Origin of the sequence: Isoptericola sp. NPDC060185 (assembly GCF_042728595.1) — a bacterium.
Lineage (GTDB): Bacteria > Actinomycetota > Actinomycetes > Actinomycetales > Cellulomonadaceae > Isoptericola.
This window is the reverse complement of sequence record NZ_JBHWYY010000003.1, coordinates 39621-60893: the sequence shown is the minus strand read 5'-3', so window position 1 is coordinate 60893 and position 21273 is coordinate 39621. Positions and strand designations below refer to the sequence as shown.

18 protein-coding genes and 1 riboswitch are annotated in these 21273 nt (G+C 74.4%); of the genes, 8 read left to right on the top strand and 10 right to left on the bottom strand.

Annotated elements, in window-relative coordinates:
* The 3 genes from ACFWDO_RS01840 to ACFWDO_RS01830 are packed head-to-tail and all read right to left on the bottom strand — an operon-like array spanning position 1 to position 5902.
* A complete protein-coding gene (locus tag ACFWDO_RS01840; RefSeq protein ID WP_380317581.1) occupies positions 1 to 1272 on the bottom strand; it encodes an acetate/propionate family kinase in 1272 nt (423 codons plus the stop codon).
* Positions 1269 to 3410, bottom strand: a complete 2142-nt coding sequence (pta, locus tag ACFWDO_RS01835) for a phosphate acetyltransferase (protein WP_380317578.1) — start codon at positions 3408 to 3410, stop codon at positions 1269 to 1271. The genes ACFWDO_RS01840 and pta overlap by 4 nt, the downstream gene beginning before the upstream one ends.
* Positions 3407 to 5902 (bottom strand): phosphoketolase, encoded by a 2496-nt coding sequence (locus ACFWDO_RS01830; RefSeq protein WP_380317575.1) that lies wholly within the window; start codon positions 5900 to 5902, stop codon positions 3407 to 3409. The genes pta and ACFWDO_RS01830 overlap by 4 nt, the downstream gene beginning before the upstream one ends.
* Positions 5903 to 6072: 170 nt before the next feature.
* Between ACFWDO_RS01830 and ACFWDO_RS01825 the strand changes: the two genes are divergently transcribed.
* Together ACFWDO_RS01825 and ACFWDO_RS01820 are read left to right on the top strand one after the other, a co-directional pair.
* On the top strand, positions 6073 to 6972 hold the full coding sequence (locus ACFWDO_RS01825; protein ID WP_380317572.1) for an SURF1 family protein: 900 nt from the start codon (positions 6073 to 6075) through the stop codon (positions 6970 to 6972).
* Between the two features lie 23 nt (positions 6973 to 6995).
* Positions 6996 to 7607 (top strand): GyrI-like domain-containing protein, encoded by a 612-nt coding sequence (locus tag ACFWDO_RS01820; RefSeq protein WP_380317569.1) that lies wholly within the window; start codon positions 6996 to 6998, stop codon positions 7605 to 7607.
* Positions 7608 to 7670: 63 nt separating this feature from the next.
* On the opposite strand, the gene ACFWDO_RS01815 is transcribed toward ACFWDO_RS01820, so the two are convergent.
* Together ACFWDO_RS01815 and ACFWDO_RS01810 are read right to left on the bottom strand one after the other, a co-directional pair.
* Complete coding sequence (locus tag ACFWDO_RS01815; RefSeq protein ID WP_380317566.1) at positions 7671 to 9452, bottom strand: ABC transporter ATP-binding protein; 1782 nt, start codon at positions 9450 to 9452, stop codon at positions 7671 to 7673.
* Positions 9449 to 11263 (bottom strand): ABC transporter ATP-binding protein, encoded by a 1815-nt coding sequence (locus tag ACFWDO_RS01810; RefSeq protein ID WP_380317629.1) that lies wholly within the window; start codon positions 11261 to 11263, stop codon positions 9449 to 9451. The genes ACFWDO_RS01815 and ACFWDO_RS01810 overlap by 4 nt, the downstream gene beginning before the upstream one ends.
* 58 nt (positions 11264 to 11321) lie before the next feature.
* On the opposite strand from ACFWDO_RS01810, the gene ACFWDO_RS01805 reads away from it, so the two are divergent.
* Together ACFWDO_RS01805 and ACFWDO_RS01800 are read left to right on the top strand one after the other, a co-directional pair.
* Positions 11322 to 11717 (top strand): DUF3817 domain-containing protein, encoded by a 396-nt coding sequence (locus tag ACFWDO_RS01805; protein WP_380317563.1) that lies wholly within the window; start codon positions 11322 to 11324, stop codon positions 11715 to 11717.
* Positions 11714 to 12931 (top strand): ThiF family adenylyltransferase, encoded by a 1218-nt coding sequence (locus tag ACFWDO_RS01800; RefSeq protein ID WP_380317560.1) that lies wholly within the window; start codon positions 11714 to 11716, stop codon positions 12929 to 12931. The genes ACFWDO_RS01805 and ACFWDO_RS01800 overlap by 4 nt, the downstream gene beginning before the upstream one ends.
* Positions 12932 to 13055: 124 nt before the next feature.
* Here ACFWDO_RS01800 and ACFWDO_RS01795 read toward each other — a convergent pair whose 3' ends face one another.
* From ACFWDO_RS01795 to thiO, 3 genes are all read right to left on the bottom strand, one after another.
* A complete protein-coding gene (locus tag ACFWDO_RS01795) occupies positions 13056 to 13892 on the bottom strand; it encodes a thiazole synthase (protein ID WP_380317557.1) in 837 nt (278 codons plus the stop codon).
* Positions 13893 to 13912: 20 nt separating this feature from the next.
* Complete coding sequence (gene thiS, locus ACFWDO_RS01790; protein WP_380317554.1) at positions 13913 to 14158, bottom strand: sulfur carrier protein ThiS; 246 nt, start codon at positions 14156 to 14158, stop codon at positions 13913 to 13915.
* Positions 14155 to 15390, bottom strand: coding sequence for a glycine oxidase ThiO (thiO, locus tag ACFWDO_RS01785; protein WP_380317551.1), 1236 nt, complete (start codon positions 15388 to 15390; stop codon positions 14155 to 14157). Before thiO ends, thiS begins: the two co-directional genes overlap by 4 nt.
* A riboswitch (TPP riboswitch) is annotated at positions 15380 to 15482 on the bottom strand. Its footprint overlaps the gene before it by 11 nt.
* Before the next feature lie 22 nt (positions 15483 to 15504).
* On the opposite strand from thiO, the gene thiE reads away from it, so the two are divergent.
* The 4 genes from thiE (at position 15505) to guaA (ending at position 19259) form a co-directional block, all read left to right on the top strand.
* Complete coding sequence (gene thiE / locus ACFWDO_RS01780) at positions 15505 to 16152, top strand: thiamine phosphate synthase (protein ID WP_380317626.1); 648 nt, start codon at positions 15505 to 15507, stop codon at positions 16150 to 16152.
* Positions 16153 to 16289: 137 nt separating this feature from the next.
* Positions 16290 to 16958, top strand: a complete 669-nt coding sequence (locus tag ACFWDO_RS01775) for a hypothetical protein (RefSeq protein ID WP_380317549.1) — start codon at positions 16290 to 16292, stop codon at positions 16956 to 16958.
* Positions 16955 to 17629 carry an OmpA family protein gene (locus ACFWDO_RS01770; RefSeq protein ID WP_380317546.1) on the top strand — a complete coding sequence of 225 codons (675 nt, stop codon included), beginning with the start codon at positions 16955 to 16957 and terminating at the stop codon, positions 17627 to 17629. The genes ACFWDO_RS01775 and ACFWDO_RS01770 overlap by 4 nt, the downstream gene beginning before the upstream one ends.
* 49 nt (positions 17630 to 17678) lie before the next feature.
* Positions 17679 to 19259: a glutamine-hydrolyzing GMP synthase gene (gene guaA / locus ACFWDO_RS01765; protein WP_380317543.1), complete on the top strand. Its 1581-nt coding sequence runs from the start codon at positions 17679 to 17681 to the stop codon at positions 19257 to 19259.
* Positions 19260 to 19331: 72 nt separating this feature from the next.
* Here guaA and ACFWDO_RS01760 read toward each other — a convergent pair whose 3' ends face one another.
* Both ACFWDO_RS01760 and ACFWDO_RS01755 read right to left on the bottom strand, forming a co-directional pair.
* Positions 19332 to 19883, bottom strand: a complete 552-nt coding sequence (locus ACFWDO_RS01760) for a hypothetical protein (RefSeq protein ID WP_380317540.1) — start codon at positions 19881 to 19883, stop codon at positions 19332 to 19334.
* Between the two features lie 127 nt (positions 19884 to 20010).
* Positions 20011 to 21183 carry a glycosyltransferase family 4 protein gene (locus tag ACFWDO_RS01755; RefSeq protein ID WP_380317537.1) on the bottom strand — a complete coding sequence of 391 codons (1173 nt, stop codon included), beginning with the start codon at positions 21181 to 21183 and terminating at the stop codon, positions 20011 to 20013.
* Positions 21184 to 21273: the final 90 nt, after the last annotated feature.

The following is a 21273-nucleotide window of genomic DNA, read 5'->3' as shown; positions in this document are numbered from 1 at the left end:
TCAGCCGGACGTGACCGACGACGTGGGGCCCAGGTGCTCCACGGCCTCCACGCACTGCCGCGCGATCGCCAGCTCCTCCATCGTCGGGATCACCATGACCAGCGTGGACGTCCAGTCCGGGGAGATGATGCGCTCCGCACCCGGGCGCTCGTTGCGCTCCGGGTCGACCGCGATACCCATGCCCTCCAGCCCCTCGCAGACCGCGGCCCGCACGCGCGCGTCGTTCTCCCCGACTCCCGCCGTGAACGCGAGGACGTCCACCCGGCCCAGCAGGGCGGCGTAGGCGCCCACGTACTTCTTCAGCCGGTGGACGTAGACGTCGAACGCGAGCGCCGCGGCCTCGTCGCCCCCGTCGATGAGCCGGCGCAGCTCGCGGAAGTCGTTGACGCCCGAGAGCCCGAGCATCCCCGAGCGCTTGTTCAGCAGGGTGTCCAGCTCGTCGATGCTCATCCCGGCGTTGCGGGCGAGGTGGAAGACGACGGCCGGGTCGACGTCGCCCGACCGCGTGCCCATCACCAGCCCCTCCAGCGGCGTCAGGCCCATGGACGTGTCGATCGGGACGCCGCCGGCCACCGCCGACGCCGACGCCCCGTTGCCCAGGTGCAGCACGATCGTGTGCAGGTCCTGGACCCGGCGGCCCAGCACCCGCGCCACCTTGCCGGCCACGTACTGGTGGCTGGTGCCGTGGAACCCGTACCGGCGCACGTCGTACTCCTTCGCGACCCCCCGGTCGATGGCGTAGGTGTACGCCTCCGCGGGCAGCCCCTGGAAGAACGCCGTGTCGAAGACGGCGACGTGGGGGACGTCGGACAGCAGCTCCCGCGCCACCCGGATGCCCTGCACGTTGGCCGGGTTGTGCAGGGGGGCGAGGGGGACCAGCGCGTCGATGCGCGCCACGACGTCGTCGTCCACCACGACCGGCCCCGAGAACTCCGCGCCCCCGTGCACCACCCGGTGCCCGACCGCGTAGATGCCGGCGTCCGCGAGGCGGGGGCCGATCTCGTCGAACATGCCGAGGGCGAGGCGCAGCGCCTCGCCGTGGTCGGGCACCTCGAGCTCGCGGCGCGTCCGGTTGCCCGCGAACGTGTGCGTGACGATGCCCGACGGCTCGCCGATGCGCTCGATCGTGCCCGCCGCGATCGCCTCCCCGCCCACGGGGTTGACGAGCTGGTACTTGAGCGACGACGAGCCCGAGTTGAGGACCAGCACCGACCCGTGCGCCCCGTACGCGCTGTACGGGGTGGGGCGCTCGGCCTCGGGGACGATGCTCATGCGGTGGCCTCCTGGTGGTCCTCGGCCCGGTCCTTGTCCTGTGCCTGGGCCTGGATCGCGGTGATGGCGACGGTGTTGACGATGTCGGCCACGAGCGCGCCGCGCGACAGGTCGTTCACCGGCTTGTTCAGGCCCTGCAGCACGGGGCCGACGGCCACCGCGCCCGCGGAGCGCTGCACCGCCTTGTAGGTGTTGTTGCCCGTGTTGAGGTCGGGGAAGACGAACACCGTCGCCTGCCCGGCCACCGACGACTCCGGCAGCTTGGACTTCGCGACCGACGCGTCGACAGCGGCGTCGTACTGGATCGGGCCCTCCACGGACAGGTCGGGGCGACGCTCGCGGACCAGGCCGGTGGCCGTGCGCACCTTGTCGACGTCGGCACCCGAGCCGGACGTGCCCGTCGAGTACGACAGCATCGCGACCTTCGGGTCCACGCCGAACTGCGCGGCCGTGGCCGACGAGGAGATGGCGATGTCCGCGAGCTGCTCCGCCGTCGGGTCGGGGATGACGGCGCAGTCGCCGTACACGAGCACCCGGTCCGTCAGGCACATGAGGAACACCGACGACACCACCGAGACGCCGGGCTGGGTCTTGACGATCTCGAACGACGGCCGGATGGTGTGCGCCGTCGTGTGCGCGGCGCCCGAGACCATCCCGTCGGCGAGGCCGAGGTGCACCATCATCGTGCCGAAGTACGACACGTCGGTGACGATCTCGCGGGCCCGCTCCACCGTCATGCCCTTGTGCGCGCGCAGCTTCGCGTACTCGGTCGCGAAGAGCTCGACGTGCTCGGGGTCGGTGGGGGCCAGGACCGTGGCCGCGGCGATGTCGAGCCCGAGCTCGGCGGCCCGCGCCCGGATCGACGTCTCGTCGCCCAGGATCACGAGGTCCGCGATGCCGCGGGCCAGCACGGTGGACGCGGCGCGCAGGATGCGGTCGTCGTCGCCCTCGGGCAGCACCACCCGGCGGCGGTCGCCGCGGGCGCGTTCGATGAGCTCGTACTCGAACATCAGCGGCGTCACGACGCGCGTGCGCGGCAGGTCGAGGCGGGCCAGCAGCGCGGCCCCGTCCACGTGCTGCTCGAACAGGGCCCGCGCCACGTCGATCTTGCGCGTCGAGGAGACGGTCACGTAGCCGTGCGTCTCGGCCGCGCGACGGGCGGCGTGGAACGTGTCCAGCCGGGTCGCGACCACCGGCACGCGCGGGCCGAGCGCCGCGAGGAGCTGCGCGATCACCCCGCGCGGCACGTAGCCGCCGGTGAGCATGATGCCCGCCAGCGACGGGAACGTCGCGGCGGCGTGGGCGGACAGCAGCCCGAGCAGCACGTCCGACCGGTCGCCCGGCAGGATGACCACCGCGCCGTCGGACAGGTGGTCGAGCACGTGCTCGAACGACATCGCCCCGACGATGACCTCCAGCGCCTCGCGGCCCAGCAGGTCGGGGTCGCCGAGCATCAGCGTGCCCTCGACCGCCTCGGTGAGCCGGCCCACCGTGGGCGCGTGGAGGAACGGCTCCTCGGGGATCGTCCACACGGGCAGGTCGAGGTCGCCGACGAGCGCCGTCGGCCCCGAGGCGAGGACGGCCGGCGTGCTCCGGTTCACGACCACGCCGACGGGCTGGGCGTGGTTGGCGCGCAGCTCGACGACGCTCAGCCGCACCAGGGCGCGGACGTCCTCCGCCGTGCGACCCCGCCCGGACGCCACGAGCAGCACCGGGGCGCCCAGGTTGGCCGCGACGCGGGCGTTGAACGCCAGCTCGGTGGCGCCCGCGACGTCCGTGTAGTCCGTCCCGACCACGACCACCGCGTCGCACCGCTCCGCCACCGCGTGGTAGCGGTCGAGGATCCTGGCCAGCGCCGCCTCGGGGTCGGCGTGCACGTCGTCGTACGTGACGCCGACCGCGTCCTCGTAGGAGAGGTCCACGCCGTCGTGCGCGAGCAGCATCTCCAGCACGTGGTCGCGCGGGGCGTCGCCCCCCGCGTCCGACGCCGGCGGCGACGGGACGCGGGAGACGGCGCGGAACACCCCGACGCGGGAGACCTGCCGGACCAGCAGGTCCAGCACGCCCAGCGCGACCGTCGACTTGCCGGTCTCGCCCTCGGGGGAGGCGATGTAGATGCTGCGAGACGTACCGGTCACTCGTTGTCGCCACCCGTCGCCGTCGCGGCGTCGTACTGCGGGCCGCCCTGCTCGGTGGCGGTGTCGCCGGCGTCCGGCCACACCCAGTCGCGCACCTCGGGGATGTCCTCGCCGTGCTCGCGGGTGTACTGCCGTGCCGCGAGGCGCGCGTCCACCATCTCCTGGCGCAGGCCGGCGTACTTCGAGCGCAGCGACGGCACCCGGTCGATGACGTCGACCACCAGGTGGTAGCGGTCGATGTCGTTGAGCATCGCCATGTCGAAGGGCGTCGTCGTGGTGCCCTCCTCCTTGAAGCCGCGCACGTGGATGTTGGCGTGGTTGGTGCGGCGGTAGGTGAGGCGGTGGATGAGCCACGGGTAGCCGTGGTAGTTGAAGATCACCGGCCGGTCAGCGGTGAACAGCGTGTCGAAGTCCTTGTCCGACAGGCCGTGCGGGTGCTCCTTCTCGTCCTGGAGCCGCATGAGGTCGACGACGTTGACCACGCGGACCTTGAGGTCCGGGATGCGGCGGCGCAGGATGTCGGCCGCGGCGAGCACCTCGAGCGTCGGGACGTCGCCCGCCGCGCCCAGCACGACGTCGGGCTCCGTGCCCTCCACCTCCGTGCCCGCCCACTCCCAGATGCCCAGACCGCGCGTGCAGTGCGCGACGGCCTGCTCCATCGAGAGGAACTGCGGCGCCGGCTGCTTGCCCGCCACCACGACGTTCACGTACTGGCGGCTCTGCAGGCAGTGGCTGTAGGTGCTGAGCAGGGTGTTCGCGTCCGGCGGCAGGTACACCCGGACGATCTCGGCCTTCTTGTTCACGACGTGGTCGATGAAGCCCGGGTCCTGGTGGCTGAAGCCGTTGTGGTCCTGGCGCCACACGTGGCTGGAGAGCAGGTAGTTGAGGCTCGCGACCGGGCGCCGCCACGGGATGTCGTTCGTGACCTTGAGCCACTTGGCGTGCTGGTTGAACATCGAGTCGACGATGTGGATGAAGGCCTCGTAGCTGGTGAACAGGCCGTGCCGCCCGGTGAGCAGGTAGCCCTCCAGCCAGCCCTGGCACTGGTGCTCGCTCAGCATCTCCATGACGCGGCCGGCGCGGGCGAGGTGCTCGTCGACGTCGGGCCCGAAGAACTCCGCGTTCCACTGCTTGTCCGTGACCTCGTAGACCGCCTGGAGGCGGTTGGACGCCGTCTCGTCGGGGCCGAAGATCCGGAAATTGTCCGGGTTGAGGCGCACGACGTCGGTGAGCCACTGCCCGAGGACGCGCGTCGCCTCGGCGACCGAGCCGCCGGGCGCCTCGACCTCCACCCCGTAGTCGCGGAAGTCCGGCAGGCGCAGGTCCTTGAGCAGCAGGCCGCCGTTGGTGTGCGGGTTGGCGCTCATGCGCAGCTCGCCCTCGGGCGCCTGCTCGGCGATCTCCGGGAGCAGCCGGCCCGTGGTGTCGAACAGCTCGTGCGCGCGGTACGACTCGAGCCAGCCGCGCAGCACCTCCAGGTGCTCCGGGGTGTCCCTGGCGCTCGCGAGCGGCACCTGGTGGGCGCGCCACGAGTCCTCGGTCTTCTTGCCGTCGATGACGGGAGGGCAGGTCCAGCCCTTCGGCGTGCGGAAGACGATCATCGGCCACGCGGGGCGCTCGTCGTTGCCCGCCGCGGCCTCCGCCTTGATCCGCGCGATGTGGTCGAGAACCTCGTCGAGGAGGCGCGCGAAGCGGGCGTGCGCGGCTGCATGGTCCTCGCCGTCGAACCCGCCGACGAAGAAGTACGGGGTGTGGCCGTAGCCGATCATGAGGTCGCGCAGCTCGTCGTCGCTGATGCGGCCCAGCACCGTCGGGTTGGCGATCTTGTAGCCGTTGAGGTGCAGGATCGGCAGCACGACGCCGTCGGTCCGCGCGTTGACGAACTTGTTGGAGTGCCAGCTCGTGGCGAGCGGCCCCGTCTCGGCCTCGCCGTCGCCGACGACGGCCGCGACCAGCAGGTCCGGGTTGTCGAACGCGGCGCCGTACGCGTGGCTGAGCGCGTAGCCCAGCTCGCCGCCCTCGTGGATGGATCCCGGCGTCTCCGGCGCCACGTGCGACGGGATACCGCCAGGGAACGAGAACTGGCGGAAGAGCCGCCGCAGGCCCTCGTCGTCCTGCGTGATGTCCGAGTAGGTCTCGGAGTACGTGCCCTCGAGGTAGGTGTTCGCCACCAGGCCGGGGCCGCCGTGGCCGGGGCCGGCGACGTAGATCGTGGACTGCTCGCGCTCCTTGATCGCCCGGTTGAGGTGCGCGTACAGGAAGTTGAGGCCGGGCGTCGTGCCCCAGTGGCCCAGCAGCCGCGGCTTCACGTGGTCGCGCGTGAGGGGCTCGCGCATCAGCGGGTTGTCCAGCAGGTAGATCTGCCCGATGGACAGGTAGTTCGCCGCTCGCCACCACCGGTCGATCCGGTCGATCGCCTCGGCCGAGATCTCTGTGCCGCCGCCGGCACGCCACGGGGTGGGGCTGACGGTCGGGGTGGTCGTGGTGCTCATCACACGCTCCTGGGGCTCGGGGGAAGACCGGCGCCTTCATTCCACCGCACCGGGGAGGCCCGCGCAGCACGACCCGCGAGGTCAGCGGCGTGACGTCGATCTGCCGGCGCGTCAGGTGCCGTCGCAGGACCGATTCCTGTGCTGCGCCCCGCGCCGATTACGGTGGTGCCGTGCCCAGCCCCCAGCCCGCCCGCAGGTCGTTCTGGGCGGTGGCCCTCCAGCCCCGCATGATCGGGATCCTGCTCCTCTTCCTGCTCGCGGCCGCCGTCTGCGGCCGCCTCGGGGTGTGGCAGCTCGACCGCGCCTACCAGCGCGCCGCGGTCGCCGCCCAGCAGGAGGCCGCGGAGCAGGCGGCCCACGGCCCGGAGGCGCTCGGCGACCTCCTGGAGCCGCAGACGTCGTTCCCCGGCGAGCTGGTCGGCACCGAGGCGTGGGTCACCGGCACGTACGAGCCCGAGGACCAGGTGCTCGTCGCCGGGCGCGCGCTCGACGGCCGCACCGGCTACCTCGTCCTCACGCCGCTGCGCGTCACCGACGACGGCACGGGCGGCGCGTCGTGGGCGGACCTGTCCGGCCCGCCCGTGCTGCCCGTCGTCCGCGGCTGGGTGGACTCGCCTAACCCCGACGCGGCCGCGCTCGAGGTGCCCGACGGCGAGGTGCGCGTCACCGGGTGGCTGCAGGCGTCGGAGTCGCTCCAGGAGGGCGGCGCGCCGCTGCCCGACAACCCGGACGGGCCGCCCCTCGTCGACTCCATCTCCACCGGGTCGCTGGTCAACACGTGGGGCGGCCCGATCTACTCCGGGTACGTCGTGCTCACGACGTCGGACCCCGCGCAGGCGACCGCCGCAGAAGGTGGGCCCGCGCTGCTGCCGCGCCCGGTGCTCGAGGGCAGCGACGGCGTCAACCTGCAGAACCTGTTCTACGCGCTGCAGTGGTGGGTCTTCGGCCTCTTCGCCGTGCTGTTGTGGGTGCGCCTGGTGCGCGACGAGGCCGCCGGCACGAAGCGCGGCCGCGGCCACGACGACACCGACGACCCCGTGGGCACCGGCATCGCCGGCCTGCCGGGCTGAGACCGCTCCGCCATCATCGACGCATGGCGAGCATCGACCTCAAGCGAGACCCGGGGCTCCACTACCGCGCGGCGACGGCGCCGGCGCTCGTGACGCTGCCCGCCCGCTCGTTCCTCATGATCGACGGCGAGGGCGACCCGAACACGGCCCCCGCGTACCGCGAGGCGGTCGCGACGCTGTACCCGCTCGCGTACGCGCTGCGGGCGGCGATCAAGGAGGCGACGGGCGACGCGTACACGGTCCTGCCGCTCGAGGGCCTGTGGTGGGCCGAGGACATGAGCCGGTTCAGCGTGGACGCCAAGGACGAGTGGCGCTGGACGCTGATGATCGGCCTGCCGGACGCCGTCGAGCAGGTCGACGCCGCCGACGTGCTGGCCCGCGCCGTCGCCGCGAAGCGGCCGCCCGCCGGCGACCGCGTCCGCCTGGAGGTCTACGACGAGGGCGCGGCCGCGCAGGTGCTGCACCGCGGCCCGTTCGCCACCGAGCCGGAGACCGTCGAGCGGCTGCACGCGTTCGTCGCCGCCGAGGGACGGGCGCTGCGCGGCGTGCACCACGAGATCTACCTGTCCGACCTGCGTCGCACCGCCCCCGAGCGTCTGTGCACCGTGATCCGTCAGCCCGTCGCGCCGAGGTAGTTCCGAACCCGCCGAGGTAGTGGTCTGGTCCACTACTTCGGCGAGATCCGGACTACCTCGCGGTCACTCGTGCTGCCAGCTGTGCCAGAGCTTGGCGTAGTCGCCGCCGGCGGCGACGAGGTCGTCGTGCGGGCCGATCTCGGTGATGCGGCCGCCGTCGACGACGGCGACGCGGTCCGCGTCGTGCGCCGTGTGCAGGCGGTGTGCGATGGCGACCACGGTGCGGCCGGTGAGCACGGCGTTGAGCGACCGCTCGAGGTGGCGGGCGGCGCGCGGGTCGAGCAGCGACGTCGCCTCGTCGAGGACGAGCGTGTGCGGGTCGAGCAGCACCAGCCGCGCGAGCGCGACCTGCTGCGCCTGCGCCGGGGTGAGGGTGTGCCCGCCCGACCCGACGGCCGTCTCGAGCCCCTCGGGCAGCGCGGACGCCCAGCTCGCCGCGTCGACGGCGCCCAGCGCGCCCCAGAGGGCGTCGTCGGTGGCCGACGTGTCCGCGAGGCGCAGGTTCTCCGCCAGCGACCCGACGAACACGTGGTGCTCCTGCGTCACCAGCGCGACGTGGTGGCGCAGGTCCTCCAGCGGCAGCTCGACGAGCGGCACCTCGCCCACGGTGACCGACCCGCCCGTGGGCGGGTGGATGCCCGCGAGCATGCGGCCCAGGGTCGACTTGCCCGCACCGGACGGCCCGACGACGGCCAGCCGCTCGCCGGGAGCGAGGTCGAGGTCGATGCCGTGCAGCACGTCGTGACCCTCGCGGTACGCGTACCGCACCGACCGGGCGCGCACGTCCTCCGACGTCGGGACGGCGGTGCCGGCGGTGCGGTCCGGGCCGACGAGGCCGACGCCGACGACGCGCGCCAGCGCGACGGCCGCGACCTGCAGCTCGTCGAGCCAGAACACGAGGTCGAACACCGGGCCGCCCATCTGGTGGCCGTACATCGCGATCGTGGCGACGGTGCCCACCGTGGTGACGTCCTGCGAGACGAGCCAGCCGCCCCACAGGATGACGACGATCGGCGCGATCGCGACCGCGGCGTCCAGCGACGGGATGAGCCGCAGCCGCAGGCCCAGGGTGTACGACTCGGCGTCGAACGCCTCGCGCAGGTCGCGGTCAATCCGCCGGCGCACCCGCCCGCCGAGGTGCAGCGCGTCGGTGGTGCGGGCGCCCTCCACGGCCTCCGTGATGGAGCCGTTGATGGTGGCGTACGCGGCCGACTCCCGCAGGTAGCCCGGCGTGGCCCGCTTGAGGTACCAGCGGGTGGCCACGACGATCAGCGGCACGCCCGTCAGCAGGCCGATCGCGACCAGCGGGCTGGCGAGGAACGACGCGACGAGGGTCAGCGCGATCGTCACGATGCAGACGAGCACGCGGGGCACGCCGAACCGGACGGCGTGCTGCAGCTTGTTCACGTCGTTGGTGGTGCGCGCGACGAGGTCGCCGGTGCCGGCCTTCTCGACCGTGGACAGCGGCAGCCGCGTCACGGCGTCCATGAACTCCTCGCGCAGGTCCGCGAAGACCCGCTCCCCGAACACCATGGACAGCCGCTGCGCGTACCGCGTGATGACGGCCTGCGCGACGACGGCGCCCACGAGGATCATCGCCAGGGAGTCGACGGCCGACAGGGTGGTGCCGGCGGCGACCTTGTCGATGATCCGGCCCAGCAGGAACGGGCCCGCGAGGCCGGCGAGCGCGGCGAGCGTGTGCAGCACCGCGACACCGCCGAGCTGGCCGCGGTGGCGCCGGAACAGGCGGCCGACGGTGCGGTTGACCTCGGCCTGGTCGGCGATCGGCAGCAGGTTCGGGTTGGGGGTGCCGGACGACGGGGGTGCGGCGGCGGGGGCGCTCATCGCGCGGCTCCTTCCAGGTCGGTGTCGCTGATCTCGTCGGACTCGTTCTCGGCCTCGTCCTCGGCCTCGTCCTCGGCCATGCTCCGGCCGACGACGGCGCGGTACGCCGCACCGTGCTCGTCCCGGCGCGCGAGCAGCTCGGCGTGCGTGCCGCTGGCGGCCACGGTCGCGTCGGCGTCCAGCAGGACGACCTCGTCGACGTGGTCGAGCACGAGCGGGCTCGCGGTGACCACCAGGGTGGTGCGGCCGCGGCGGACCTCGCTCACGCGCTCGGCGATCCGCGCCTCGGTGTGGGCGTCCACCGCGCTGGTGGGCTCCACGAGCACGAGGATCTCCGGCTCGGTGAGCAGGGCGCGCGCCAGCGCGACGCGCTGCCGCTGCCCGCCCGACAGGGACCGGCCCTTCTCCGGCAGCTCGCCGGCGAGCCCGCCGGGCACGCTGTCGAGCACGTCGTGCGCGTCGGCGGTGACCATCGCGGCCAGCAGGTCGGCCTCGGTGGCGCGGCCGCGGGCGTCGAGCGCCTCGCCGAGCACGCCCGAGAACAGGTGCGGCGTCGCCTCGGAGACCACGACGCGGTGGCGCAGCGCATCCTTGTCGAGGTCGGCCAGCAGCACCCCGCCGAGGCGGACCGGCGTGCCGGCCTCGGCCTCGTCGTCGAGCCGCCCCAGCCGCGTCGCGATGCGCGCCGAGGCGTCCGGGTCGGCGCTGACGAGGCCGACCACGCGGCCGTCGCGCAGCACCAGGCCGCTGGTCTCGTCGACCAGGTCGGCGCCGGCGCCGGGCGCGTCGGCGGGGGTCTCCGAGGACGGCGTCGCCTCGGCGACGCGCAGCACGTCGAGGATCTTGCGTGACGAGATCACGGCGCGGATGACCATCTGCAGCATCTGCGTGGCCATCTGCACCGGCCAGGCGAGGAACGCGGCGTAGCCGTAGAACGTCACGAGCTGACCGCTGGTGATCTCGCCGCGGACGGCGGCACGGGCGCCCAGCCACAGCACGAGCGCGGCGAGCAGCCCGGGCAGCAGCACCTGCAGGCCGTCGAGCACCGACTGCAGCACGGCGACGCGCACGCCCTGGTGGCGCACCTCCTGCGACTGGCGCGCGTAGCGGGCGGCGAACTCGTCCTCGCCGCCGATGCCGCGCAGGATGCGCAGCCCGGAGACGGTGTCCGCGCCGAGCGAGGTGAGCCGGCCGGTGGCCTCGCGCTGCGTGGTCTGGCGGGACTGCAGCGGCTTGACCAGCAGGCCGAGCACGACGGCGACCGCGGGGATGCCGAGCGCCAGGACCAGTCCGAGCTGCACGTGCTGGGACAGCATGATCGCGACGACCACGACGTACGCCAGCACGCCGCCGGTGAACCGGCCGGCCATGGAGAACATGTCGCCGACGCGCAGCGCGTCGTTCGCGACGGCGGACACGACCTCGCCGGTGGGCAGCTTGCGCGTGATCGCGTGCCCCGCGCGCGACGCCTTGTAGCCGACGAGCTGGGAGAACGACAGCGACGCCCGGACCCAGTTCTCGACGTCCCAGATGTGGTTGAAGATGCCGGCGACGACGATGACGAGCGCGGCGCCGAGCATCGCGCCGCACCACAGGAACAGCGGGCCGCCGAAGCCCTGCGACAGGCCCTCGTCGATGGCGCGGCCGATCAGCAGCGGGGCCGCGGCCGACGCGAGCATCGCCACCACGCCCGCCACCAGGGACTTCGCCAGCACGTCGCGCTGGCGCCACCCCTGCCACGCGAGGAGCTTGGCCGGGGAGGTCAGAGGAGGGTTGCCCACGTCGGGCAGGGGGAGGGGTCGCACGGGGATCAAGCGTACGGACGCGTACCGACACCGGGCGACGGTTTATCGCGCCTACGATGCTGGGGTGAGCACGCCGCAGCAGACCCCCGCCGCCACCCAGGCCCAGGCCGAGACCGCCATCCGCAAGGCCCGTGGGTCGCTGAAGCGCTACCGGTTCATGGCGATCCTCACCGGCTGCATGCTGCTGGTGCTGTGCGTCGAGATGTTCTTCAAGTACGTGGTCCCGGTCGAGGTCGTCGTCGACTACATGGGCTGGGTCCCGTTCGCCCACGGCTGGATCTACGTGGTCTACCTCGTGACCGTCCTGGACCTGTGGTCCAAGATGCGCTGGGGCTTCGGCCGCCTGGCCACGATGGTCTTCGCCGGCGTCGTGCCGGTGATGTCGTTCATCCTCGAGAAGCGCGTGCACGCGGGGGCCGACGCGAAGCTCGGCGCCCTCGCGGAGCGGTACTCGGCATGACGTCGCTCGCCCCGCTCGTCGCGCCGGGCCCGCCGCTCGACGCCGGACGCCTCGCCCGGTACGCCCGGCACCTGCCGCTGCCGGGCGTCGGCGCCCAGGGGCAGCGTCGGCTCGCCGCGGCGCGCGTGCTGGTCGTGGGGGCGGGCGGCCTGGGCAGCCCGGCCCTGCAGTACCTCGCGGCCGCGGGCGTGGGCACGCTCGGCGTCGTCGACGACGACGTCGTGGACGTCTCGAACCTGCAGCGCCAGGTGGTGCACGGCACCGCCTACGTCGGCCGGCCCAAGGTGGACTCGGTCCGGGACCGCCTCGCGGACCTGGCGCCCGACGTCGAGGTCGTGGCCCACGCGGAGCGGCTGACCCCCGAGAACGTGCTCGACATCCTGCGCGGGTACGACCTCGTGCTCGACGGGGCCGACAACTTCCCGACGCGCTACCTCGTGTCCGACGCCGCGGAGATCCTCGGCGTGCCGGTCGTGTGGGGCGCGATCCACCAGTTCGACGGCCAGGTGGCCGTGTTCTGGGGCGCGCCGGTGCGCGAGGACGGTACCCGCGAGCGCGGCGCCACCTACCGCGACGTCTTCCCCGTCCCCCCGCCGCCCGGCACCGTGCCGGACTGCGCGACGGGCGGCGTGCTGGGCGCGCTGTGCGGCACCGTCGGTTCGGTCATGGCCACCGAGGCCGTCAAGCTGATCACCGGCGCGGGCACCACGCTGCTCGGCCGCATCGCCGTCTACGACGCCCTCGACCTCACGTGGCGCCAGCTCGCCGTCCGCCCGGACCCGACCCGCGAGCCCGTCGCGGCCCTGCTCGCCGACGACGCCGCGTACGCCGCGTTCTGCGGCCTGCCCGCGCCGTCGGGCGGGTCGGCCGACGCCCGCGCCACGGTCGCGGGGCTGGGCCCCGCCAGCGTGAGCGCGCAGGACGCCGCCGCGCTGCTCGCGGGCGACGCGCCCGTCGCGCTCGTGGACGTGCGCGAGGACTGGGAGGTCCAGGCGCTGCCGGTCGCGGGCGCGACCGTGGCGCCGAGCGGCACGTTCCTGGGCGGAGGGGACGACGCCGCGGCGGCGGTCGCAGCGCTGCCCGCCGACCGCCCCGTGCTGCTGGTCTGCGCGGCCGGCGCGCGCTCGGCCCGCGTGGCCGACGTCGCCCGCGCCGCCGGCGTCGACGCCCGCTCCGTCGAGGGCGGCGCCCCGGCGCTCCTCCTCGCCGTCTGACGCCGAGGTAGTCCGAAACCCCGCGAGTCCCGTTCCCGCCGAGGTAGTGGTCTGGTCCACTACCTCGGCAAGAACGGAACTACCTCGGCAGATCTGGGACTACCTCAGCGGGCGGGTGCCCCCGTCAGAGGGCGAGGTCGAGGCGCCCGTCGGGGGAGGAGCTGGCCAGGGCGCCCTCGCGGCGCGGGATGCGCCCCGCGCCGGCGGCCAGCCGGCCGGCCTGCACGGCGAGGCGCATGGCGTGCGCCATGCGGACCGGGTCGGCGGCCCGCGTGACGGCCGTGGCGAGGAGGACACCGGCGCAGCCGAGCTCCATCGCCAGCGCGGCGTCGGACGCCGTGCCGACCCCGGCGTCGAGGATGACCGGCACCCGCGCGGCGGCCGCGATCGCCTCGATGTTGCGCGGGTTGAGCACGCCCAGGCCGGTGCCGATGGGCGCGCCGAGCGGCATGACGGCGGCGCACCCGACGTCCTCCAGCCGCCGCGCCAGGATCGGGTCGTCGTTGGTGTACGGCAGCACGACGAACCCGTCGCGCACCAGCGCGTCGGCCGCCTCGACGAGGCCGATCGGGTCGGGCAGCAGGGTGACGTCGTCGGCGATCACCTCGAGCTTGACCCAGTCGGTGCCGCACGCCTCACGGGCGAGCTGCGCGGTGAGCACGGCCTCCCGGGCGGAGAAGCAGCCGGCCGTGTTGGGCAGGGCGCGGATGCCGAGCCGCTCCAGGAGTCCCCAGATGCCGCCGTCCTCGGCGCCCGCCCCGCCGGGCCGCACGGCGACGCGGCGCATCGCCACGGTGGTGAGGCCGGTGCCCGACGCGACCAGCGCGTCCTCGAGCGTCATGAGGTTCGACGCGCCGCCCGTGCCCATGACGAGGCGCGAGCCGATCGTGGTGCCGGCGATCTCGAACGGGTCGGCGAGCGGGTCGGCCGACGGGTCGGTGAGGGTCGTGGTGCTGGTCATGGTTCCTCCGTGCTTCGTGGTCAGCCGCCCTGGACGGCGGTGACGATCTCGACCCGGTCGCCGGGCGCGATGCGGGTGCCCGCCCACAGGCCGCGGGGGACGACGGCGTCGTTGACGGCGACGGCGATGCCCTGCGCCGTACCGTCGGCGACGAACGCCGGGACGAGGGCTGCGACGAGCGCCTCGACGCCGTCGCCGTGCGGCCCGTCGAGGGGGTAGGGCTCGCCGTTCACGACGGCGGTGGCGGTGCTCGTGCTCGGGCTCATGGGTGTGCTCCTTCAGGGTCGGGGCGGGCGGCAGGCGCGAAGCGCCGCGGATCGGCCGCGGCGAGCGAGTCGTCGGGCGGCGCCCCGCCGGTCAGCTCTGCCACGACCGCGTCGGCCGTGAGCGGCGCGAGCAGCACGCCGTTGCGCCCGTGCCCGACGGCGGCCAGCAGCCCGGGCGCGGCGGTGCTCCCGACGAGCGGCAGGTTGTCGGGGGTGGCGGGGCGGGCGCGCGGCGTGACGTCGACGAGCGCCGCCTCGTCGATGCCGGGCACGAGGGCGCGCGCGTCGCGCAGGAGGGCGAACACGCCCCCGGCCTCGGCCCGACGGTCGTCCGGGCGCTCGTCGCTGGTGGCCCCCACGACGATCTCCCGGTGCCCCGGCCCGCCGCCGGGTCCCGACCGGGTGCCCGGCGCCCGCGGCACGAGATACACCGGCCGCCCCTGCACGGTGCCGCGCACCACGTGCTCCAGCGCGAGCTCGGGGCCGGCGTCCAGCCGCAGGGTGATCCCCTTGACGGGCCGCACCGGCACCCTGGCCTCCGGCACCCCGTCGAGCAGCCCCACCGGCGGTACGACGCCGGTCGCGAGCACGACGGCGCCCGCGGCGTGGCGCGCGCCGGCGTCGTCGTGCGCCGCGACCACCCGGCCCGCGCCGTCGCGCTCCAGCCGCACCGCCGCACGCCGCACGACCGCGCCGCCCAGCACGTCGACGAGCGCCGCGTGCACCCCGCGCGGGTCGACGGCGAGGTCGCCCTCGACGACGGCGGCCCCGGCCAGCCGCGGCCCGAGGTACGGCTCCCGGCGCCGCGCGTCGGCCACCGGGACCTCCGCGGACGCGAGCCCCCACTCCCGGTGCAGCGCCAGCACGCGGCGCAGCAGGGCGGCGTCGTCGGCGTCGTACGCGACGGCGAGCGAGCCGGCGCGCAGCAGGGGGACGTCGCGGCCGGTCGCGGCGGCGAGGTCGGCGGCGTACGACGGCCAGCGGGCGGCGGACGCGAGGTTGAGGCGGGCGAGGTCCCGCTCGCCGAAGTCGGCCTCGCTGACCGCCGCGAGCATCCCCGCGGCCGCGCGGGTGGCGCCGTCGCCGGGGGACGGGTCGAGGACCGTGACGGACAGCCCGGCCGTGGCGGCGCGCCACGCGACGGCGAGGCCGACGATGCCACCTCCGACCACGACGAGGTCGACGACGTCGCGGGCGGACTCAGGTGCGGACGTGGGTGTGGACGTAAGCATGTGCGCTCCCTTCGCTGGCATGACCCAGATCAGGTTCGACGGTCGGCTCCTGCGCCCTCTCAGCCCCGAGCGGGGCTCCCGTGCGCGGCCACTGTAACCCGGGCCGTGGTTACCCTGACTGGCGTGACCACGACCCGTGCCCGCCTCGCCGACGCCCGCCTGTACCTGTGCACCGACGCCCGCGAGGACCGCGGCGACCTGGAGGACTTCCTGCACGCGGCGCTCGCGGGCGGGGTCGACGTCGTGCAGCTGCGCGACAAGTCCCTCGACGTGGCGCGCGAGCTGGAGATCCAGGCGGTCGTGGCCCGCGTCGCCGCGGAGCACGGCGCGCTCTGGGCGGTGAACGACCGGGCCGACGTCGCGCAGCTCACCGGCGCTCCCGTCGTGCACATGGGGCAGCGGGACCTGCCCGTGCCGGCCGTGCGCGAGCTGCTCGGCGCGGAGCCGGTCCTGGGCCGTTCCACGCACTCCGCCGACCAGGCCGCGGAGGCCGAGGCCGACCCGGACGTCGACTACTTCTGCGTGGGCCCGCTGTGGGCCACGCCCACCAAGCCCGGTCGTGCGGCCGTCGGCCTCGACCTGCTGCGCGAGGTCGCGGCGACCCGCCCGGCGACGCCGTGGTTCGCCATCGGCGGGGTCGACGCCGAGCGGCTGGACGCCGTGCTCGACGCCGGCGCGTCGCGCGTCGTCGTCGTGCGCGCGATCACCCAGGCGCCCGACCCCGAGCGGGCCGCCCGCGAGCTGCGCGAGCGGCTGGGCTGACACGGGCGCCCGAGGTCTGTGACCTGGGGAGTTCTCCCCATGGATGCCTCGGGCGGGCCCCGCCGACGCGTGCCACAGTGGGCACCTGCCCCCCACCACGGCCGGGACCGGCCGTGCGCCCCGACCCTGGAGGACGCATGTCCGCACGGACCGCACGCGCCCGCACCACCGCGACCCTCGCCCTCGCCGGCACGCTCCTGCTCGCCGGCTGCACCGGCAGCTCCGGCGACGACGGGGCCGGTACGAAGGGCGAGGCCGCCCCCGCGGAGCAGGCCGCCGCCGACCCGGGCACCGCCACCGTCGCCGACCAGGTGATGGCGGAGCAGAAGATCGCCACGCCGCACGGGGGCGGTGACGCCCACGGCGGAGAGCTCACGGTGACGCTCCGCTCCGTGGAGGTCGGCGCCGAGAACATGACCGTGCGATGGGCGCTGCGCTGGGACGACGACGAGTCGCCCGCCGACGCCGGCGCCAGCTACTACGACATGGGCGTCGTGCCCGCGACGACCGTGACGGACCGCGCGGCGCTCAAGGCCTACAAGCCCTACTGCACCGAGGGGGCCTGGCAGCTGGACAGCGACGACGCGTCGCAGGTGTCGCTGGCCCAGCTCAGGTGCAGGGAGTCGATGCTGGTCTCGCCGCTCGAGAACATCACGTTCAAGTTCCCCAACCACGGCACGATCGAGGCGTCCGCCGTGCTGCCTGCTCCCGACGGCGAGCCCGCGACCGTGGACGTGCTGCCCGCGGAGGGGCTGCCGCTGTTCACGGACGCGACGGTCACCTACGGCGACGGGGCCGCGCAGTGACACCCCGCCGTCCGCGGACGCTCGCCGCCGCGGCGCTCGCGGCGCTGCTCGTGACGGCTTTCGCGCCATCGGCCGACGCCGAGGAGGCGAGCCCATCGTCGTCGGCGTCGTCGTCCGGCACGCCGTCGGCGGACCCGGAGCTGATGACGACGGCGCACGAGGCGCTCGCGGAGCAGGACGCGGCGATCGAGGCTGCCGAGGTCACCGACGCGATGCGCGCGGACTCGACGCTCGACCTGCGAGCGCCGGACTCGACGTTCGACCTCCGGCCCGACGACTCCACGACCGTGCTGGAGAAGACGCAGGAGAAGGCGGACGACACGGTCGTCACGCTGACCTCCGACCTGCTGTTCGACTTCGGCAAGGCGACGCTGACGCCGGAGGCGGAGGCCGCCGTCGCGGCGCTGGCCGACGACGTCCCGCAGGACGCGGCGGTGCACGTGGACGGCTACACGGACTCCGTGGGCTCGGACGCGTTCAACCGGCGCCTGTCGACGAAGCGCGCGCACGCCGTCGCCGACGTGCTCGCGGCGGAGCGTCCGGACCTCACGCTGAAGGTGCAGGGCCACGGCGAGGCGGACCCGGTCGCGGACAACGAGGTGAGCGGTGACGACAACCCCGCCGGCCGCGCGCTGAACCGCCGGGTCGAGGTGACCTACCCCACCGCGTGACCGGCGCGAGGGGCCGGGAGGGGGTGCGTCCGACGGCTACGATGGCTCGGTGACGTCTCCCGCCACCGACTCCCCCCGCCCGGTCCTGGTCGTCGACTTCGGCGCCCAGTACGCCCAGCTCATCGCGCGCCGCGTGCGCGAGGCCAGCGTGTACTCCGAGATCGTGCCGCACACGTTCACCACGGAGCAGATGCTCGCCAAGAACCCGGCGGCGATCATCCTCTCGGGCGGACCCTCGTCGGTGTACGCCGCCGGCGCGCCGTTCGTGGACCCGGCGCTGTTCGAGGCCGGCGTGCCGGTGCTCGGCATCTGCTACGGCTTCCAGGCGATGGCGCAGGCTCTCGGCGGCACCGTCGCCCAGACGGGGCAGCGCGAGTACGGCGGCACCGAGGTCGAGGTCTGCGAGGCCGGCGTGCTGCTGGCCGGCACGCCCGACCACCAGACCACGTGGATGAGCCACGGCGACTCCGTGCACGCGGCGCCCGAGGGCTTCACCGTCCTCGCGACCTCCTCCGGCTCGCCCGTCGCGGCGATCGAGGACACCGGTCGCCGCCTGTACGGCGTGCAGTGGCACCCCGAGGTCAAGCACTCCGCGCACGGCCAGGCCGTGCTGGAGAAGTTCCTCTACGAGGGCGCCGGCCTGAAGCCCGACTGGACGCCCGGCAACGTCATCGCCGACCAGGTCGCCGCGATCCGCGCGCAGGTCGGCGACGCGCGCGTCATCTGCGCCCTGTCGGGCGGCGTGGACTCCGCCGTCGCGGCCGCGCTGGTCCAGCGCGCCGTCGGCGACCAGCTCACCTGCGTGCACGTGGACCACGGCCTGCTGCGCGAGGGCGAGGTCGAGCAGATCGAGCGCGACTTCGTCGCGTCCACGGGCGTGAAGCTCATCATCCGCGACGAGAAGGAGCGGTTCCTGTCCGCCCTCGCGGGCGTGAGCGACCCCGAGACGAAGCGCAAGATCATCGGCCGCGAGTTCATCCGCGTCTTCGAGGACGCGCAGCGCGACATCGTCGCCGAGGCAGGCGCCCACGGCGAGGAGGTCAAGTTCCTCGTGCAGGGCACGCTGTACCCGGACGTCGTGGAGTCGGGCGGTGGCGAGGGCGCGGCCAACATCAAGAGCCACCACAACGTGGGCGGCCTGCCGGACGACCTGCAGTTCGAGCTGGTCGAGCCGCTGCGCACGCTGTTCAAGGACGAGGTCCGCGCGGTGGGCCGCGAGCTCGGCGTGCCGGAGGAGATCGTCTCCCGCCAGCCGTTCCCGGGCCCCGGCCTGGGCATCCGCATCGTCGGCGAGGTCACGGCCGAGCGCCTGGAGACCCTGCGCAAGGCGGACGCCATCGCCCGCGAGGAGCTCACCAGGGCCGGCCTGGACGACGAGATCTGGCAGTGCCCCGTGGTGCTGCTGGCGGACGTCCGCTCCGTCGGCGTGCAGGGCGACGGCCGCACCTACGGCCACCCGATCGTGCTGCGCCCGGTGTCGTCGGAGGACGCCATGACGGCCGACTGGACGCGCCTGCCCTACGACGTGCTGTCCGTCATCTCGACCCGCATCACCAACGAGGTGAGCGAGGTCAACCGCGTGGTGCTCGACGTGACGAGCAAGCCGCCGGGCACCATCGAGTGGGAGTGACGACCCGCGGCCCCGCCCCCCGGAAGGGGAGCGGGGTCGCGGTCGTCCCGGGCGTCGCGGCGCGGGAGCGGGTCAGGAGATCGCGAACGAGCTCGCCCGGTTGTTGAGCGAGCCGAGCTTGCTGCTGCGGTCGACCCAGCCGGTGTGGGCGCCGTTCTTCGACGCCCCGTCGAACAGCTTGATGTCGCAGTGGTTGTAGGTCTTGACCGACGTCACCCTGTTCGACATCGCGCCGAGGACGGAGCCGCCCTCGTTGTCCGTGGTCTTGGCCGTACAGCCCACCTTGTACTTCGGGTTGAAGATCACGACCTGGCGGCCGGTGTATCCCGCCCCGTCCCAGAGCCGCGCCACGACGAGCCCCTTGCCGTAGGCGTAGGGCTTGCAGCCGAACGTGCCGTCGAGGACGGCGCAGTAGAGCGTGCCCGATGCCGCGGTGGCGGCGACGTCCTGCACGGTGACGGGCCTGTCGCCGGTCACCTTCTGGACCTGGACGGGCGCGGCGCCGTCGTCGGGCGCCGCCGTGGCGGCCGGGCCGGTGAGGCCCAGGGCTGCGATCGCCGCGATGCCGCCGGCCACGGCGGCGAGCCGGGCGCGGCGGGTGCGGGTGCGGGTCGTGATGGTCATCGTCGCTCCTCACGTCAGCCGGCGATCCCCTCTGTCGCCGGTCTGCGAGTGATGGAGGCGTCCGCGCCCGCGGGTGATACGCCGGGGCACCGATCGTGCGGTGACCTGGGCCGACGGCGGAGCCGGGTCAGCGCGCGAGCGCGGCGGCCTTACGGTACGCGGCGTCGACGTCGGCGAGCACGCGCGGCCACGACGTCGCGAGCTCGGCCGTGCGGTTGTGCGCGATGATCGCGTCGAGCAGGGCGGGTTCGTCGGCCAGGCGCACGAGCGCGTCGGCGAGGGCCGCGTCGTCGTCCACGAGGAGCGCGTCGCGGCCGTCGACGAGGCGCTCCGCGACGCCCGACTGCGACCGGCTCACGACGGCCAGGCCCGCGGCCTGCGCCTCCAGGGCGGCGATGCCGAACGCGTCCTGCACGGCCGGGGCGACGAACACGTCGGCGCGGATGTACAGCCGCTTGAGCTCGGTGGGCGTGAGCCGGCCGACCAGGCGCACCACGTCCGCGAGCCCGCGCTCGCGCACCCACCGGCGCGCCTCCGCCAGCTGGGGGCCGTCCCCGCCGATCGTCGCGACGAGCCGTCCGGGAGCGCGGTCGTGGGCCGCGGCGATCGCCTCGAGCATGGGCAGCACCCGCTTGCGCGGCGCGAAGCGCGTGGCGGAGACGACGTGCACCTCGCGCCCCTCCGCCCGCTCGCCGCGCTCGACGCGGGGCAGACGCCACGCGTCGACGTCGATGCCGTTGCCCAGCACGGACACGCGCGCCGCGGCGGCGTCCGGGCCGAGCCTGCGCCCGACGACGCGGCGCAGGGGGGCGGCGGTCATCTCGCTCACCGCGGACCACTGCACCGGCCACGCGGACCAGCCGGTCAGCCTGTCGAACCCGGCGAACGCGCGCTCCCAGCCGTCCCACACGCTGTGCACCGTGAGCAGCGCGGGCAGGCCGAGGCGGGTGACGGCGCGCAGCGACAGCTCCACGGTCGGGGCGAGCACGCCCATGTGCAGGTGCACGGCGTCGGGCCGCCGGCCGTCCGCCTCCAGCGCGCGCAGCCGCGACACGACGTGCCGCGTGGCGCGCGGGTGCACGGGGTAGCCGCCGGGCACCCGCGCCGCGACACGGTGGACGACGACGCGGTCCTCGTCCGGCGCGGTGCTGACGCCGTGGGCGCCGGGGGCCGCGGGGGTCGTCGTGATCACCTCGACCTGGTGCCCCGCCTCCGCCTGCCGGCGGGCCAGCCGGGCGACCTGGGTCTCGATGCCGCCCAGCAGCGGCAGGTAGGAGTCGGAGACGTGGACGATGCGCACCGGGTCATCCTGCCATCGGGCACGGCCCGGTCACCTGCGGGTTCGCCGAGCCGATGGCGTGCCAGGGCGCTACCGTGCGAGAAGCGGTAC